The 16,107-nt window shown below is 70.4% G+C and carries 13 protein-coding genes; 10 read left to right on the top strand and 3 right to left on the bottom strand.

All coding sequences use genetic code 11. The features are described 5' to 3' along the window. Nucleotides 1–37: 37 nt before the first annotated feature. The 3 genes from ACTFTM_RS00250 (at nucleotide 38) to ACTFTM_RS00240 (ending at nucleotide 5,475) form a co-directional block, all read left to right on the top strand. A complete protein-coding gene (locus ACTFTM_RS00250) occupies nucleotides 38–3,799 on the top strand; it encodes a toxin glutamine deamidase domain-containing protein (RefSeq protein WP_449563889.1) in 3,762 nt (1,253 codons plus the stop codon). Between the two features lie 131 nt (nucleotides 3,800–3,930). Then, the gene (locus ACTFTM_RS00245; protein WP_449563888.1) at nucleotides 3,931–4,770 is read left to right on the top strand and encodes an ABC transporter ATP-binding protein; all 840 of its coding nucleotides are present in this window, start codon (nucleotides 3,931–3,933) and stop codon (nucleotides 4,768–4,770) included. Between the two features lie 126 nt (nucleotides 4,771–4,896). Continuing rightward, nucleotides 4,897–5,475 carry a DUF3455 domain-containing protein gene (locus ACTFTM_RS00240; protein ID WP_449563887.1) on the top strand — a complete coding sequence of 193 codons (579 nt, stop codon included), beginning with the start codon at nucleotides 4,897–4,899 and terminating at the stop codon, nucleotides 5,473–5,475. A 13-nt stretch (nucleotides 5,476–5,488) separates the two neighbouring features. Here ACTFTM_RS00240 and ACTFTM_RS00235 read toward each other — a convergent pair whose 3' ends face one another. Continuing rightward, nucleotides 5,489–5,707, bottom strand: a complete 219-nt coding sequence (locus tag ACTFTM_RS00235) for a hypothetical protein (RefSeq protein ID WP_449563886.1) — start codon at nucleotides 5,705–5,707, stop codon at nucleotides 5,489–5,491. A gap of 169 nt (nucleotides 5,708–5,876) precedes the next feature. On the opposite strand from ACTFTM_RS00235, the gene ACTFTM_RS00230 reads away from it, so the two are divergent. Continuing rightward, nucleotides 5,877–7,103, top strand: coding sequence for a sensor histidine kinase (locus ACTFTM_RS00230; RefSeq protein WP_449563885.1), 1,227 nt, complete (start codon nucleotides 5,877–5,879; stop codon nucleotides 7,101–7,103). Then, nucleotides 7,091–7,747, top strand: coding sequence for a response regulator (locus tag ACTFTM_RS00225; RefSeq protein ID WP_449563884.1), 657 nt, complete (start codon nucleotides 7,091–7,093; stop codon nucleotides 7,745–7,747). Before ACTFTM_RS00230 ends, ACTFTM_RS00225 begins: the two co-directional genes overlap by 13 nt. Before the next feature lie 56 nt (nucleotides 7,748–7,803). On the opposite strand, the gene ACTFTM_RS00220 is transcribed toward ACTFTM_RS00225, so the two are convergent. Further along, complete coding sequence (locus ACTFTM_RS00220) at nucleotides 7,804–9,033, bottom strand: GH25 family lysozyme (protein WP_449563883.1); 1,230 nt, start codon at nucleotides 9,031–9,033, stop codon at nucleotides 7,804–7,806. Nucleotides 9,034–9,315: 282 nt separating this feature from the next. Here ACTFTM_RS00220 and ACTFTM_RS00215 point away from each other — a divergent pair, with 282 nt between their 5' ends. The 4 genes from ACTFTM_RS00215 to ACTFTM_RS00200 are packed head-to-tail and all read left to right on the top strand — an operon-like array spanning nucleotide 9,316 to nucleotide 12,520. Further along, complete coding sequence (locus tag ACTFTM_RS00215; protein ID WP_449563882.1) at nucleotides 9,316–10,530, top strand: alcohol dehydrogenase catalytic domain-containing protein; 1,215 nt, start codon at nucleotides 9,316–9,318, stop codon at nucleotides 10,528–10,530. Between the two features lie 46 nt (nucleotides 10,531–10,576). Beyond that, nucleotides 10,577–11,128: a type 1 glutamine amidotransferase domain-containing protein gene (locus ACTFTM_RS00210; RefSeq protein WP_449563881.1), complete on the top strand. Its 552-nt coding sequence runs from the start codon at nucleotides 10,577–10,579 to the stop codon at nucleotides 11,126–11,128. A 10-nt stretch (nucleotides 11,129–11,138) separates the two neighbouring features. Next, nucleotides 11,139–11,474, top strand: a complete 336-nt coding sequence (locus tag ACTFTM_RS00205; RefSeq protein WP_449563880.1) for a putative quinol monooxygenase — start codon at nucleotides 11,139–11,141, stop codon at nucleotides 11,472–11,474. Between the two features lie 59 nt (nucleotides 11,475–11,533). Continuing rightward, nucleotides 11,534–12,520 carry an ABC transporter permease gene (locus tag ACTFTM_RS00200; protein WP_449563879.1) on the top strand — a complete coding sequence of 329 codons (987 nt, stop codon included), beginning with the start codon at nucleotides 11,534–11,536 and terminating at the stop codon, nucleotides 12,518–12,520. A gap of 59 nt (nucleotides 12,521–12,579) precedes the next feature. On the opposite strand, the gene ACTFTM_RS00195 is transcribed toward ACTFTM_RS00200, so the two are convergent. Continuing rightward, a complete protein-coding gene (locus ACTFTM_RS00195) occupies nucleotides 12,580–14,184 on the bottom strand; it encodes an RICIN domain-containing protein (protein ID WP_449563878.1) in 1,605 nt (534 codons plus the stop codon). 306 nt (nucleotides 14,185–14,490) lie between these two features. On the opposite strand from ACTFTM_RS00195, the gene ACTFTM_RS00190 reads away from it, so the two are divergent. Then, a complete protein-coding gene (locus ACTFTM_RS00190; protein ID WP_449563877.1) occupies nucleotides 14,491–16,035 on the top strand; it encodes a S8 family serine peptidase in 1,545 nt (514 codons plus the stop codon). Nucleotides 16,036–16,107: the final 72 nt, after the last annotated feature.

Genomic DNA, 16,107 nt, shown 5'->3' with positions numbered 1-16,107 from the left:
GACCACTGTGACCGTTGGGCCGAACGAGGAGACACGTATGCCGGACATCGTGGAAGCCGACTGCATCGAGTTCGCCAGCACCTGGGTCCCGTCCGGTCAGTGGCTCAGCCTGGACGGCGGTCCGGTGCCGGACGCCGTGTACGACACGAGGGCGCTTCCCGGCCTGCACCAGGTGCACATCGACCCGGCCGCGATCGACGCCGCCCACATCGCCGCCACCCTGAGCAACCAACCGCTGGACGTGATCGCGTCGATGGTGCACGTCCCCTCGGCGCTCGAGGCCGGCCTGGATGCCGTCGCCGCCCGCGCCGACCATCTCGGCCTGCCCGTCCTCGTCCGTTCCCCGGCGTCGGTCGAGCTGACCGGGCCGCGGGTGGTGCCCTTCGAGATGCACGAGGACCCAGGTGCCGTCCTCGTGCTGCCGACCGAACATCTGGCGGACGTGCTCTCCCGCGCCGGTGGGACGGATGCTGACCTCCGTACGCTGCTGCCGCAGGTCAACCCGTGGCACGGTGAGGGCGGGGACTTCACCACCAACTGCGTGCTGAGCGCCATCGGCGTCGACATCTCCCTCAGGGAGGGCGGGGCGTTCCAGGTGCCGCCGTCGGAGGCGATGCCCGCCGAATATCTGGTGAACTATGCCGGCAGGCCAATGGCGACGGTGCCCGATCTGGCCTTCGTCACGACCCTCATGACCTCCGCTCCGCAGGGCAGCCGCGGGATCCTGCTCGTGGGCAGCCCGGCGGAGGTATCCCACGCCTTCAACGTGGTGCGCGACAGGAACGGCCTCGCCTTCCTCGACGGCACGCGTGGCGTCGAAGTGGACCCGGCCGAGTTCGACGGTGCCCACCTGCGCTTCGTCGCGACGACCGACGGCGTGCTCGACGGTCCGCTGGACCCGGCCCTCGACCAGGGGCACGAGGGCCTGGCCGGTATGTACGGCGGATACGGCCACGGTGGCCAGTACGGCGGCCACCACGTTGGGCAGCACAATCCCCGACCCGTTAGGACGCACAACGCCGCATTGGCGGCCCGGATGCAGGCCGAGCAGGCTGCGCTGCAAACGCAACTGGCGGCAATGCCCAACCTCGACGAAGTTGGCCGGCGCATCTTCGAGGCGGTGCAGAGGGCGCTGCCTTATGGCGCCGCCAACCAAGCTGAGGATTACTCCAGGTCAGGAGGCGAGGTCGACCGCCGACTCAGGATCGCCCGAGCCGGCTTGGCACCCACCTTGAGTCAGCTCGCTACCATCGCGGCACGGGCCGCCGCCGCTCGGGCCGTGCGGGCGGGCAACTGCGACGAGCACGCGGCTGTCTCATTCGCGGACGCCAACAAGCGGGTCCACAAGCACCTGGCGTCGCTTCCTGCCGGTACCCAGATCGCCCACGTCATGGTGCCCGGCCACGTGTTCGTGGTTATCGGTGTTCCAGGTCGGCTTGATCTTCAGGTCGTCGTGGACCCGTGGCAGAAGGACGCCGCGGTGACACGTGCGACGCAATTCAACTTCCCGCTGACCACTCCGCCAGCGACCTACTTCTGGCATAAGCCGGACGGCTCTGACCTGGTCAAATGGGCCACCGACAGCCGCCTCGTCGACCCGAGTGTGTTCCAGGACCACATGGACCTCGGTCGGGACGGCGTCAGCATGGATCAGGCATTCGCCGAGCGGTCCGGTTTCATGTACGACCACCGCATGAATCCGCAGCCTCCGACCCAGGCCCCGGCGGCCTACGGAGCGGCGCCAATGCCTCCCGGCTACGGAGCGGTGCCAGCGCCCCCCGGCTACGGAGCGGTGCCAGCGACTGCTTACGGGCACGCCCCGCCGGCTCCGGCGACGTACGGGACGACCGCTTTCGGCGGGCACGCTGCCCCGGCCGCATACGGTACGTCGACCTATGGTGGGCACTCTACGACGAACCCTTATGCGTCGGCTTCCATGTACGGGCCACCCACGGTGCCTCCCGCACCCGGCGGCCACCACGCGTACGGGCACGCTGGGCCGTCGACCTATGGCGGCCACTATTACGCGGACATGGACACGACTGGCGGCACCCAAGAGATGTTCGCCGTCGAGGCGCCGTCGGACCTGTCGGCGGACGCGGTGGCGGACGCCTATCCGTTCCTGCGGAGGGTTAATCCCAACCTTCCGGAAGATTCGCTCGTCAGCGGCAACCCGTTCACCGACAACTGCGTGATCGCAACCTTCGCCACCGACCTGTCACTCGCCTCGGGCGACGCGCACCAGGCCAGCGGCGTGGACGTGCCGCAGGTTCCCACCGACCGGTCCGGGCTTCCGGCGATACACCTCGCCAACTGGCAGACGCAGCAGCTCGGCCTGCCGGACGGCGAGTACCGCGCCTACTCGATGGGAGACCTCGAAGCCATCCGCGACGTCATGCGCAACGCGCCGGACGGCTCGCGCGGGATCGTGTTGGTCCGTGGCCTGAACACTCCCGCCGCGCACTCGTTCAACGTGGTGCGGGACAGGCACGGCGTGAACTTCCTGGACGGCCAGCGGCACGGGCTCGCCCGGGTCCCGGAGACCCTGGTGGCCGTGGCGTTCCTGCCGCTCACGCACGGGATCGAGGTGCCGGATTCGTACTCGACCATCACACTGCCCGAACGCGCCGACAGCGAGGTTTCCGACACGGGAGTGCCGGCGACGGCCGCCGGTCCGGGCCAGGAGCACGCCGGCGAGCCGGTCGAGGCGCTCGCGCCGCCGACCTGGTCGCTGCGTCCACCCACCGGTGTCACGACGCACGGCGACGTGCACGTCATCTCGTCCGACGGCCGGGCCGTGCCGCAGCGGTTCGTCGACCACCTGGCCTCGCAGGCCGACGCCGACCACCCGGTGATCGTGCTGAACGCGCCGCGCCCCGACAAATCGGCGCTCGCGACCGATGTCGCCACCCTCAACTACCTGCTCGAACAGTTCGCCCAACGCGCCCAGCTTCCGGTGGTGGTCAGCCGTGGCAAGGCCCATGGTGACCTGCTCGACGTCGCCGCGCGGTACGGCGCCACGGTCCTGGAGCCGACCCTGGCGAGGGCCGGCGGCCTGGGTATCCAGCTCGACCAGCACCAGTGGAAGGCGATCTCCCCGAGGCAGGAGGAGGGACGCGTCGACGCCGCGAACGCCTCCGAAGACGTGTGGCCCGAGATCACCGCCGGGGTCCTGGGCGCGGCGACCAGAATGGCCCGGCCGACCGAGGCGGTCACCCGTGTCGACGACGCGTTCGGCGAGCTGATCTGGGCCCGCGACCTCGAGGCGAGCCGGGAGGTCTTCCAGCGGTTGGCCGAGCAGTGGTCCCCGGAGCGGATGAAGGCGGGCCTGGAGCAGGTCAACCAGATGAAGGCTCGGGTGCCGGACCAGCCGGCGTTGAGCGTCTTCGCCCCGGTACTGGAGTTCGGCGCGGTCGGCCAGGCCGGCATCGTCTTCGACTACGCGAGCGCCCAGCCGGAGCTGCGACCCAAGGTGCTGCTCAACGCGGTGGGTCAACTCGACGCCGAGGGCAAGCTCAACCGGCCCGGCCCCGTCGAGGGCGGCGTCACCACGGAACGGCTGGCGGCGATGGTCGGTGATGTCGGCGTCACCGACATCACCAAGTCGGTGCTCCACGTGCTGGGCCAGATCAAGGCGCACGAGTTCGACAGCGCCCAGGGCTTCATCGACGCCAACAAGGGCAAACTCACGACGGAGCAGAAGGGCCAGTGGGTGGACGCCATCGCCGGCCTGGTGCAGACGATGGAGGGCCACGCCGACCAGCTCCGGCAGCTCTCCGAGGGCGTTCTGCAGTGTTGATGACTGTCGGCGTGGCCGCAGGCCAGGGCCGCCGCCGAGCGCCGGTGCGCGGCGGTGGTCCTGGTCACTGACCTGCGCGCCGGTCTGTGGCAGCGTGCAGGGCGACCGTCGCCGTACCGAGAGAAGGGGCCATGCTTCCCAGGGCCGCCGAGTCGCACCCGCCGTCTCCCGTCGTCGAGCTGTGCGACGTGACCTTCCGGCGGGACGGCAAGCAGATCCTGCACGGCATCGACCTCACCGTGGGCGAGGGTGAGCACTGGGCGTTGCTCGGCCCGAACGGCGCGGGCAAGAGCACGCTGCTGGGCTTCTGTGGCGCGCTCACCCATCCGACCTCGGGGACCGTACGGATCCTCGGTCAACGACTGGGCCGCGTCGACCTGCAACAGCTCCGCAGGGCGATCGGGCACGTGAACCCCCGTCATCCGCTGCGGTCGCCCCTGACGATCCGGGAGGTCGTCCTGACCGGGCTCGTCGGGTCGATCGACCTGCCGCCGCGTTGGCAGCCGACCCCTGACGACGTTGACCGGGCGGACTCCCTGTTGGGCATGTTCGGGCTCGCCGACCGGGCCGACGAGCGCTGGCCCACCCTCTCGCAGGGCGAGCGGGGTCGTGCCCTGATCGTCCGGGCACTTCTCAGTCAGCCGCGACTGTTGCTGCTGGACGAGCCCTCGACCGGTCTCGACGTCGCGGCCCGCGAACAGTTGCTCGAGACCATCGACCTGCTCCGCGAGACCCACCCCCGCCTCGCCTCGATCATGGTGACCCACCACCTCGAGGAACTTCCGGCGACGACCACCCACGCGCTGTTGATCAGCGGCGGCAGCGTGGTCGCCGCCGGCCCGGCCGCCGAGACGGTCACCACCGCGCAGGTGTCGGCGGCCTTCGCGCACCCCATCGAGGTACGCCACGAGGACGGACGTTGGGCGGCCCGCGCCGGATCCGTCCGCCGAGTGGCGGCCGCCGCCGGCTGAACCCCGATTCGGGTACGCCTCCGGGGTGAACGGTCGATCAGATATGGCGGGATTTTGATCGCAGTGCGGATTTCGCTCGTAAATATTCGTGGGGCGGATTTCGCCCACTCGAATCGGAGGAATCCCATGCAGAAGACGTCTCGATCCCGTTTCCGGGGACTCCTGGTCCTCGGTGTGGCAGGTGTCCTCGCGGCGGCCGGCGCGGTGACGCATCAGGCGTCCGCCGCCGAGGTGGCCGCCCCGGCTGCCGTGGGCGCCGACGCCCGCCGGGTCGACATCCCGCGTATCGCCAAGGCGATCAAGCCGCCGGCGGGATCCCGGCCGGTGGGCGCGTACGTCGTCACCAGCGGGACGCAGACCTACACCTGCACCGGTGGCGTGTTCACCGGAGCCTCCGTGCCGGAGGCTCAGCTCGTCGGGACCGGCGGCCGGATCCACCACTTCAAGGGACCGAGCTGGCAGTCCCTGCGCGACAACTCCCTGATCACCGCCAAGAAGACGGCCGAGAGCCCGCGAGCGGGAACGATTCCGGAGCTGCTGCTGACGGTGGACAGCCACGGCGGCAGCGGCATGCTCGGCAATGTGGCGTACATCAGTCGGCTCCTGACCTCGGGCGGCGCCGCCCCGGCGGGCGCCTGCACGGACGGCGCCACGACGGCGGTGCCGTACGGCGCGGTCTACGTCTTCTGGGCGGCGAAGCGGTAACCCGCGGCGCGGGTCACCGGTGGCGGCGGTGGTGGACGATCAGCGCTCCGGCGCTGATCACCGCGACCAGGCCGAACGCCGACCCGAGCCACGGGTTTCCGACGACCGTCGTCAGCGCGGCGTTTGCCGCCGCGCTGAGGAACAGGACCAGCCACAGCAGCGGACGGAGCAGGCCGCCGGGTCGTTCCGGCGTGCGGTCCGGGGCCTCGGTGAGGGGGTACGGGTTGGTCATCGCTGTCTCCTTCGTTGATGTCCGACGACACCATCGACGCTAGGTCGCCGGCCGGTCGGCAACGATCCCCCCAGCTCGACAACCGCTGGTACAGCAGGCTGTACTTTCCGCCGCGGACACTGCCGAGGGAGCCCACCGTGACCTATGTTGGCGCGGGAGGTGGGTGGCGATGGCATACGTGCGAGGCCGGTTCCGCGCCTCGGTCGACGCCCTCGAACACCTCGTCGGTGGGTTGGGCACCGCGCTGCTCGCGTTGGGCGCGTTGCTGTGGGCGATGGTCGTGGCGCTGATCTGCCTGACCGGGTTGGGGCGGCGACTGGTGCCCGGCGCATTGCAGGCGGTGCGCTCGGTGGCCGATCGGGAGCGTGCCCGGCTGTCCCGCTGGGGCACGCCGATCCCCGCCCCCGGGCCGGTGCAGGAGGGGCTGCGGGAGGCGGCACGTGACCCGTTCGTCCGCCGGGAGGTCGGCTGGATCACGCTCCACTCGGTCATCGGACTGTTGTCGGGGCTGGTCGGCCTCGCCCTGCCGCTCAACGCCGTCCAGGACATCACCTTCCCGCTGTGGTACCGGCTGGTCTCCCCGGAGGACGGCGCTCCGGGGATCGTCTGGTGGCGCGTCGACGGGCTGTCCGAGGCGCTCCTGGTGGGCCTGCTCGGGGTGGGCTGGCTGGTCGCCGCGATCGGCTTGGGTCCGGCGCTGGCCCGTGTCCAGGCATGGCCGGGCCGGCTGCTGCTGCCTCCGCCACCGGGGATCGACCTGTCGCTGCGGGTGGCCGCGCTGACCGCCACCCGGGCCGCCGCGCTGGACGCCCACGCGCTCGAGCTGCGCCGCATCGAGCGGTCGTTGCACGACGGCACGCAGAATCGGCTGGTCGCGGTCAACGTGCTGCTGGGGGCGGCGCGGCGGGCCGTGCGGCGCGACCCCGACCGCGCCGACGAGATCCTCGGGCAGGCGCAGGACGCGGCGGAACAGGCGCTCGGCGAACTTCGTACGGTGGTGCGGGGCATCCTGCCGCCCGTGCTGGACGATCGGGGCCTCGCCGGCGCGCTGGCGGGCCTGGCCGCCAGTTGCGCGGTGCCCTGCCGGCTCACCGTCGACGTGGCCGTCCGCTGCGCGGCATCGGTCGAGGCCACCGCGTACTTCGTGGTGGCCGAGGCGCTGACCAACGTCGTCCGGCACAGCGGCGCGAGCCGGGTCGACGTCGCCGTACGCCGTGAGCAGGGCCTGCTCCTGGTGAGCATCGAGGACGACGGGCACGGTGGCGCTGACGAGGCAGCCGGCTCCGGGCTCACCGGCATCCGCCGGCGGGTCGAGGCGTACGACGGGCGGATGACACTGACCAGCCCACCGGGAGGACCGACGAGGATGCGTGTGGAGTTGCCGTGCGGATCGTGATCGCGGAGGACGACCCGCTGCTGCGCGAGGGGTTGGCGCTGCTGTTGCGGGCGGAGGAGTTGGACGTGGTGGCCACGGCGGGCACGCCGGGCGAGTTCCTGGTCGCCGTCGACGAGCACGCGCCGGACGTGGCGATCGTGGACGTACGGATGCCGCCTACCCACACGGACGAGGGCATCGTCGCCGCGGTGGAGGCCCGGCGGCGTCGTCCCGGCCTCGCGGTGCTGGTCCTCTCGGCGTACGTGGAGCAGGCGTTCGCCACCGAACTGTTCTCCGTGGGCGCCGTCGGGCTCGGCTATCTGTTGAAGGAGCGGGTGGGCCGGGTCGAGGAGTTCCTCACCGCGCTGCGCCGTGTCGCCGAGGGCGGCAGCGTCATCGACCCCGAGGTGGTGGCCCAACTGCTCGCCCGCAACCGCCGGACGGACACCGCGTTGGGTGAGCTGTCGCCCCGCGAGCGCGAGGTGCTGGGCCTGATGGCCGAGGGGCTGGGCAACACCGCGATAGCCGAGCGGCTCTTCGTCACCGAAGGCGCGGTGCACAAGCACATCCGCAGCATCTTCGCGAAACTCCAGCTACCGCCGGACGACAGTGCCGACCGCCGGGTCACCGCGGTGCTGCGTTACCTGGACGGCGGGCAGCGGTAGCCCCGGAACCGCCTGCCCGACGCCCCGCGATGAGGGCACCGGGCAGGCGGCGACGCTCAGAGAGCGATCCGGTCGAACTTCTCCCAGGTGCTGATCGACGTCCGGTTGGCGATGAGCGGCTTGGTGCCCTTGCTCTCGGCCACCACGTACCTACCGTTGGCCGCGGCGCGCAGGCTGATCGTGCCGTCCGAGTTGTTGACGATGGTGAACTTCTCCCACGTGCTGACCTTGGTCCGGTTGGCGATCAGCGGCTTGGTGCCCTTGCTCTCCGCCGTCACGTACCGACCGTTGGACCGGGAGCGGAGGGCGACGTAGCCGCCGCCGGCGTTGATCACGTCGAACTGCTCCCACCGGGCGACAGTGGTGCGGTTGGCCAGCAGCGGCTTGGCACCGGCGCTCTCGGCCACCACGTAGCGCTTGTTCGCCCGTGCGCGCAGGGCGACGGGAGGCGCCGCCACCGGTGCGCCGGTCAGCTTGGTGAGGGCCGCGTAGGTGCCGTTGAAGACGTTCTGGCTGTAGTTGCCGGCCTGGCTCGTGTTGCCGGCGGCGTACTGCCAGATGGTCTCCGTGGTCCAACCCGCCGGCAGCGGCGGGCGAGCGGTGGTGTAGCCGGCGATGTCCAACGGGTTCGCGCCGAACGAGGCGTTCTTGCCGGTGCAGGGATTCCAGTAGTTGGTGTTCGTGTAGATCATCACGGGTCGGCCGATGCGGGCCTTGACCTGGTCGGTGAAGGACCTGATCCAGTTCGACATCTCGGTCGGGGTCAGCCCGTAACAGGTAGGCGCGCCGGACCAGTACGGCCACTCGATGTCGACCATCGGTACGAGGGTCTGGCCGTCCTTGGTGAACTTGGCGCTGTCGACGAAGAAGTTGGCCTCGTTGACCGGGTCGCGCTTGTCCGGACGGGCGAAATGGTAGGCGCCGACGAGAAGTCCGGCGTCCTTGGCCGCCGCGTAGTCCTCCGCGAAGTAGGGATTGAGGTACGTCCGGCCCTCCGTCGCCTTGACGTAGGCGAACTTGACGCCGCTGGCCGCGACGGCGGGCCAGTTGATCGGGCCGAGGTTGTGGTCGTGGCTGGAGACGTCGACGCCCCGGACCGTGTAACCCGCCGGGACGGCGGCGCTCGTGGACATCGCGCCGCTGCGCGCGCCCGGGGCGATGCCGGCGTTCGCCCGGCCACCACCGTCGACGGACGGATCGGCGGCCTGCGCCGGTTGCGTCACGCCGAGCGCCGCGCCGACCGCGAGACCGGCGGACATCAGCGCACAGAGCAGTCTTCTAGGCATGGTGAGGTGAGGTTCTCCTTGCTCGCGAGGTCGAGTGACCGTCGGCGTGGGCTCGCAGAGTATCGCTTGTCGACAGTGAGTCGCGCTGTCCGGTAGGCCGAAAATCGAGATCATCGGCAGCTACGTCGAGCCGTACGGTGGAAATCAACTCCACGTAAAGTGTCGATTTGTAATATCGAAAATTTGCCTTCGATCCTTTTCCCGTACGCGCCTGATTCTTCTGTTTCAACCCTCCCGCAAGGGGTATCTGCGATCCCGTCAAGTTGTGAGCGGGAGGTATTGATGAAGGCAGTCGTTTACCACGGCACGGGCGATATTAGAGTGGACGATGTCCCCGAGCCGAAAATCGAACAGGCGACCGACGCGATCGTCCGGGTCACCACGGCGGCGATCTGCGGCACCGACCTGCACTTCATCCGCGGCACGATGTCCCAGATGGAACCCGGTCGCATCCTCGGTCACGAGGGTGTCGGGGTGGTCGAGGAGGTGGGATCGCAGGTCAGCAACTTCAAGCCTGGAGATCGCGTACTCATCTCGGCGGTTCTGGGATGTGGCTCCTGCGCCTACTGCCGGCGCGGCTATTTCGCGCAGTGCGACGACATCAATCCCTACGGCCCGCGATCCGGCACGGCATCCTTCGGTTCGCCGCGGCCGCAGGGTCCGTTCAACGGTTTGCAGGCCGAATACGCCCGGGTGCCGTTCGCCCACACCAATCTGTTCCGGTTGCCGGACACCGTGACGGACGAACAGGCGATCACACTCTCCGACATCTATCCGACCGGCTACTTCGGCGCGGTCCTGGCGAATGTGGGAGACGGAAACGTCGCGACGGTGTGGGGTTGCGGCCCGGTCGGCCAGTTCGCCGTGGTGTCCGCGTTCCAGCGCGGCGCGTCGCGGGTCATCGCGATCGACGGGCACGCCGACCGTCTGGAGAAGGCGAGACTCCACGGCGCCGAAGTGGTCAACTTCAACGAGGTGGACCCGGTGCAGGCCGTTCTGGACCTGACCCGGGGCATCGGTGCCGATTGTGCCGTCGACGCGGTCGGGGTGGACGCGGAGAGCGCCAAGTCCGGGCCCGCCGCCGAGGGCGCGCGCGACGCCGCCGAGCAGAACCGCGCCGAGCAGCGGCAGATCTCCCCCGACGCCAACCAGGACGTGACCGACGGTCGGTGGAAGCCCGGCGACGCCCCCACCCAGGCCCAGACCTGGGCGGCCGAGAGCCTGGCCAAGATGGGCACCCTCGGCATCGTCGGCGTGTATCCGGCCAACGACCGCTACTTCCCGATCGGGACCGTGCTGGGCCGCAACCTCACCGTGCAGGCCGGCAACGGCAACCACCCCCGGTACATCCCGAAGCTGCTGGCGATGGTCGAGTCGGGCCGCATCGACCCGGCGACGGTGGTGACCCAGCACGAGCCCGTGACGGACGCGCTCAGCGCGTACCGGGAGTTCGACCTCCGCAGCCCGGGATGGCTCAAGGTCGCCCTGCGCCCCTGACCCGATCCCCACACCACACCAACCAACACGAGCGGAAGGACAGGAAATGGCGGACAACGTACTGAGCGGGGTCAGGATCGCGGTTCTGGCCACCGACATGGTGGAGACCCCCGAGCTGGTCGAGCCGTGGAACGCGCTGAAGGCGGCGGGCGCGGACCTGGAGCTGATCTCCAACAAGAGCGGCAAGATCCAGCTCTTCAACCACTACGACAAGGGCGACACGTTCGCGGTCGACAAGGAGGTGGGTGAGGTCTCCGCGGCGGACTACGCGGCGCTGGTGCTGCCCGGCGGCGTCGGCAACCCGGACACGATGCGGATGAACCCGACAGCGGTCCAGTTCGTGCGCGACTTCTTCGACGCGGGCAAGCCGGTCGCCGCGATCTGCCACGCCCTGTGGCTGCTCGTCGAGGCCGACGTCGCGCGGGGCCGGACGATGACGTCGTGGCCGTCGCTGCGTACCGACCTGGTGAACGCCGGCGCGACCTGGGTCGATCAGGAGGTCGTCGTCGACGACAACCTGGTGACCAGCCGCAAGCCGGACGACATCCCCGCCTTCAACCCGAAGGTGATCGAGTTGTTCGCGGCCCGGGCGCGCTAAGGGGGACGGCATGCTCATCATCACCGCGAAATTCCGCGTACGGCCGGAGGACGCAGCGGATTGGCCGGAGACGGTCGCCGACCTCACCCGGGCGACCCGCGCCGAATCCGGGTGCCTGTGGTTCGACTGGTCGCGCAGCGTCGACGACCCGAACGAGTACATCCTGATTGAGTCCTACCGGGACGAGGCGGCGATGCAGGCACATTTGCAGTCGGACCACTTCCGGAAGGCGCAGCGGGAGCTGCCGCCACGCCTGGTCGAGACGGTGCAGACCGTCCGGGCGACCATCGCGCAGGACGGCTGGACGCCGTTCCCGGACCTCGCCGTACCGGCCAGGAAGAACTAGGGAGCCGGGGCGGGAGCCGCCGCGGCTCCCGCCCCGACGTCGACAGCTGAGGGGATCACTTGACGAAGGACACCGCCGACGGGTCGCACAAGCCCGGGGAGATCCGCACGGTGTTGACCGTCGCGGTCGTCGGGATCCTGCTGGCCATGGCGTTCGTGGCCTCGTACACCCTGGCGCTGGACCGGCCGCCGCCGCACCGCATTCCCACGGCGCTCGTCGGCGACGAGACGAGCGTCGCGCAGGAGTTGAAGGCGAGCATGCGCGGCGCGCTGGAGTATCGGAGCTATCCGAACGCCGAAGAGGCCCGCGACGCCATCGAGCGGCAGCGGGTCTACGCGGCGCTGGTGGTGGAACCGGGCGGCTCCCGGCTGCTCGTCGCCAGCGCCGCCGGCAACTCCCTCGCCCAGATGCTGCGCAACGCCGCCCTCAAGCTGGACGAGCAGGGTGAGCGGAAGGTGATCGTGACCGACGTACGACCGCTGCCCGACACCGACCGCTCCGGTCTGGCCGCCTTCTACGTGATGATCGCCGCGACCCTGCTCGGCTTCCTCACCGCCCTGCAACTGCGCAACAACGTCGGTCGACTGCCCCTGCGGACCTGGCTCGCCATCTTCGCCGGCCTCGCCGTCGTCGGCGGTCTCGCGCTGGCGGTCATCGTGGGTCCGATCCTCCATGGGCTCCCCGCACCGCTGCCGGCACTGTGGGGCACGTTGGCGGCGCAGATCGCCGTCACCGGCCTCTTCGGCACGCTGATGCTGATCCTCATCGGCAGGTGGGCGGTCGTCCCGACCTGGTTGATCTTTATCGCGATCGGTAATGCGGCGTCGGGCGGCGCCGTGGCGACCGCTCTTCTTCCGCAGCCGTACCGGGCCATCAGCGACATCCACCCGAACGGGTGCGTTGTCGCGCTGCTGCAGACCACGTCGTACTTCCCCGAGGCGGTGGGCGTACGACCCGTGGTCGTCGAGGCGGCGTGGCTGGTCGGTCTGCTCGGACTCGTCCTGCTCAGTGCGAGGTTGGTCCGCAACGGCCCGCGCTGGAAGTAGCGTCGCCGGGATATGGCGCGGCCCCGGTTCCCGCAAGGAACCGGGGCCGCGCCGCGTCGTCACTGAATGAAACTCCACAACTGGTCGCGCTGACCCGGGACGATGTTCCACTGCTCGACCCACTTGCCGTTCCAGGTGCCGTCCGACACCGGACCCAGGTCGTCGCCGAGGATGTCCAGCGTCTTGCCGGTCGCGTGGTTGCGGATGAACCACTTGCCGCCGCCCGCGTCCTGCAGATACCACTGCTGCGTCGGGTCGGCCGGGTTCAGCTTCACCTGGAGAACCTTCGCACCGTCCCACGTCCCGCCGGATTCCAGGCCCAGCGCGTGACCGCTGAACGCGTTCACGAAGACGATGTAGCCGGCGGCCGGGGCTGCCGTCACCTTCCAGTACTGGTCGGCCTGGTCCCTCTTGAGCCAGAGCTGGACGTGGGCGCCGACGCTCTTGTTGGTGTCCCAGTCCGGCAGCTCGGCAACCGAGTTCGTGTGGGCGTTGAGCAGCTTGTACTTCTGACCCACCCGCAGGCCGGAGATCGTCGCTGGCGGGGCCTGCGGATTACCGGCGGCTGGGCTCGGCGAGGTGGTGGACGGACCCTGCGCCGGGGCGTCGCCGCCGGGCGGAGGCACGGGGGCGGGACTGCCGCCCGCCGGCGTCGGGCTGGGGCTGGCGCCCGCGGGCGTCGGCGAGCCGCCGGGCTTGGCCGGGCCGCCACCCAGCCGGGTGTCCTTCTCGTACGCGCTGACGTAGCGCGGCGTCACGTCGGCGAGCTGGGGAACGTTCGCCCGGGGCACCCCGCCGGCCGCGCGGACCGTCATGTCGCCCCACTGGAAGGCGGCGAGCGCGAGCCGGTACGGTTCGGCGCCGTTCAGGTCGGTCAGCTGTGCGCCCAGGTCACACATGGCCATGCCGAGCGCCGGGATGGCGTCGTTCGGGTTCCACACCGAGGCCGACGCCGTCGCGCGGTACTGGGTCCACAGCTCCGGACTGAACTGGGCGATGCCCTGGTGGCCCTCCGGTGAGCGCAGGTTGGCGTCGAACTTCGAGGCCGCCATGAGCTGCGCCGCCACGAGTGGCGGGGTGACGGCCGGGCACACCGAGCCGGCCTTACGGATCGCGGCCACGTACGCGCCCGGCACGGGGATGGGCGTCGACGGCGAGGGCTGCGAACCTCTCGCGTCGATGCGGAACGGCTGCTGGTCGGCGTACCAGCGCGCGTACGCCTCCAGGCGGTTGACGTGGACCCGCGCCGCGCTCGGAATGGCCTTGGCCTTACTGACTGCCGCGAACCCGACCTTGTCGGCCGCCATGGCCAGCGGCCACAGGTCGCCGGTGAGCCCGGCGGCCCGCAAGCGGCCCACGGTGTCGCACGTGTGGTGGGCCAGGGCGTAGATGTTGGCCTCGCTGTCCGCCCGGTTCGCGTTCTTGGCCGGACGCCAGAGCTTCCAGTCCTCGTCGTCGAGGCCGGCGACGCCCCGGCTGTCACCCACGTTGAAGCCCGACGCCACCATGATCTGGGCGGCCAGACGGGACGGGTTCAGCGTCGGGCACGACAGGGACGCCGCGACGATCGTCTCGGACAGCGCGGGCGGCACCGGTGTGCCGGCGACCGCCTCGGCGGCCACCGCCGCGGGACCGTCACCCGCCATCGGCAGAACACCCGCCATGAGGGTAAGGACGCTCAGCCCGGCGATCGCCGCGTGCCGGCGGCCGAGTCGGGACAACTGCCATCGGTTAAGCCGAGGACTTCGGTTGAACGGAGTCACTGCTTCACACCTTCGCGCCACGGTGGTACGGGTCGACGAGGTAACGGCCCGACACGGATGGCGGTTCACGTTTTCGTTCCCGCGCCGAGAAAATCCACCGACATCGTGAACCGACGGATGGCGCGCCTCGTCTGGCTGGCGTGGTCGACCGGCCTGCGGGTCGGGCGGTCGCGCGGAGAAGTCGGTGGCGACGACGAAGGTGAACCCATGTCCTGCAACACCCGCTCGGCCAGGCGCGTCGGCCTGGTCGTCGCGATGGTCCTGGCGCTGCTCGGCCTCACCGCCCAGGCGGCGTCGGCCGCTGCCGAGAACGTGAAGTACTACACGGTGACCACGGCACACGCTGGGAAGCCGGAGAACCTCACCGAGATCGCCGAGCGGTTCCTGGGCAGCGGCTCCCGATCGTCGGAGATCTTCAACCTGAACACCGGTCGGAAGCAGCCCGACGGCGCGGCCCTGACGGACCCGGCCAAGCTCAACCCGGGTTGGCTGCTGATCCTGCCCTGGGACGCGGTCGGCGCGGGTGTGCAGCACGGTGTGCTCGGTAGCGGATCACCGATGACGCTGCCGTCGCCCGCGCCCCGGCCGTCGTCGTCCCCGGCCACGACGAAGCCCGGCAACGGCACGACGCCGTCCGGTCCGGCCACGAAGCCCGGCCAGACCCCCAAGCCGGGTACGAAACCGAAGCCGGGCGAGTGCGCGACGGCCTCGACGTCGTCCGCCAAGTCGAACTGGGCCACCCTGCGACTCGCACCGGACCAGGCGTGGCCCACGAGCAGGGGCAACGGCCAACTGGTCGCCGTGGTCGACTCGGGCGTCGACGGCAGCCTGCCGCAGTTGGCCGGTCACGTCTCGGAGGGAATGGACATCATCGCCGGGTCGGGTCGGGGCGACACCGACTGCCTCGGAACCGGCACGGGGATGGCCGGACTCGTGGTGAGCCAGGACCGGGGGTCGAGCGGCATCGCTCCCGAGGCCACGGTCATGCCGATCCGGATCACCGACGCCGCCGGCAAGGCCCGCCCCGAGGACAGCGCCTCGGCGATCACGGCGGCGGCCGAGGCCGGCGCGACGGTGATCGCCCTCGGGTCACACGTGGACACCAACGACTCCGGCGTCCTCGCGGCGATCGGCGGCGCGGTGGGCAAGGACGTCGTCGTGGTGGCGTGCTCCTCGCTCGCCTCGGCGAAGACGCAGAACGGCGAGGCGGCACCGGGTCTGCTGCGGGTCGGCGGCATCGGCATGGACGGTCAGTGGGCGGCGGACTACCGCCTGGGCGGAATCGACGTGGTGGCGCCCGGTGTCAACATCACCGAACTCGGCATCACCGGCACCGGCTCGTCGGCCCGTTCGGGCACCCAGTACGCGGTGGCGTTCGTGGCGGGTGCCGCCGCGCTGGTACGGGCCGCGTACCCGGATCTGACGGCCCAGCAGGTGGCCCACCGGATCGAGGCGACCGCGCAGAAGATGGGCAGCGGCAAGGTGCCCGACGCCCGGTACGGCTACGGCCTGATCGACCTGGCGGCGTCGGTGACCACGAGCCTGCCGGAGGAGATCACCAAGGCCGACGTGGGTGGCCTACCCGCGGGCGGCGGTCAGTTGACCGACGGTCGTACCACCCTGCTGGTAGTTGTGATCCTGCTGGCGTTGGTGGCGGTGGTGATGCTGGTCCTGCGTGTGCGGCGGCTGCTGCGCGACGACCGTGCGCAGGACGAGGACTCGTTCGCCGAGCCCACCCCGGCGCGGGGTTGATCCAGGGCCCGGACGTCCCTGGCCGGGTCGGACGGACGTCCCCTTTCGGGGACGTCCGTCGGTGCGCGACAA

The sequence above is a fragment of the Micromonospora sp. RB23 genome (assembly GCF_053585025.1).
The sequence above is the reverse complement of the archived record's forward strand: the minus strand, read 5'-3'. Positions and strand labels throughout refer to the sequence as shown.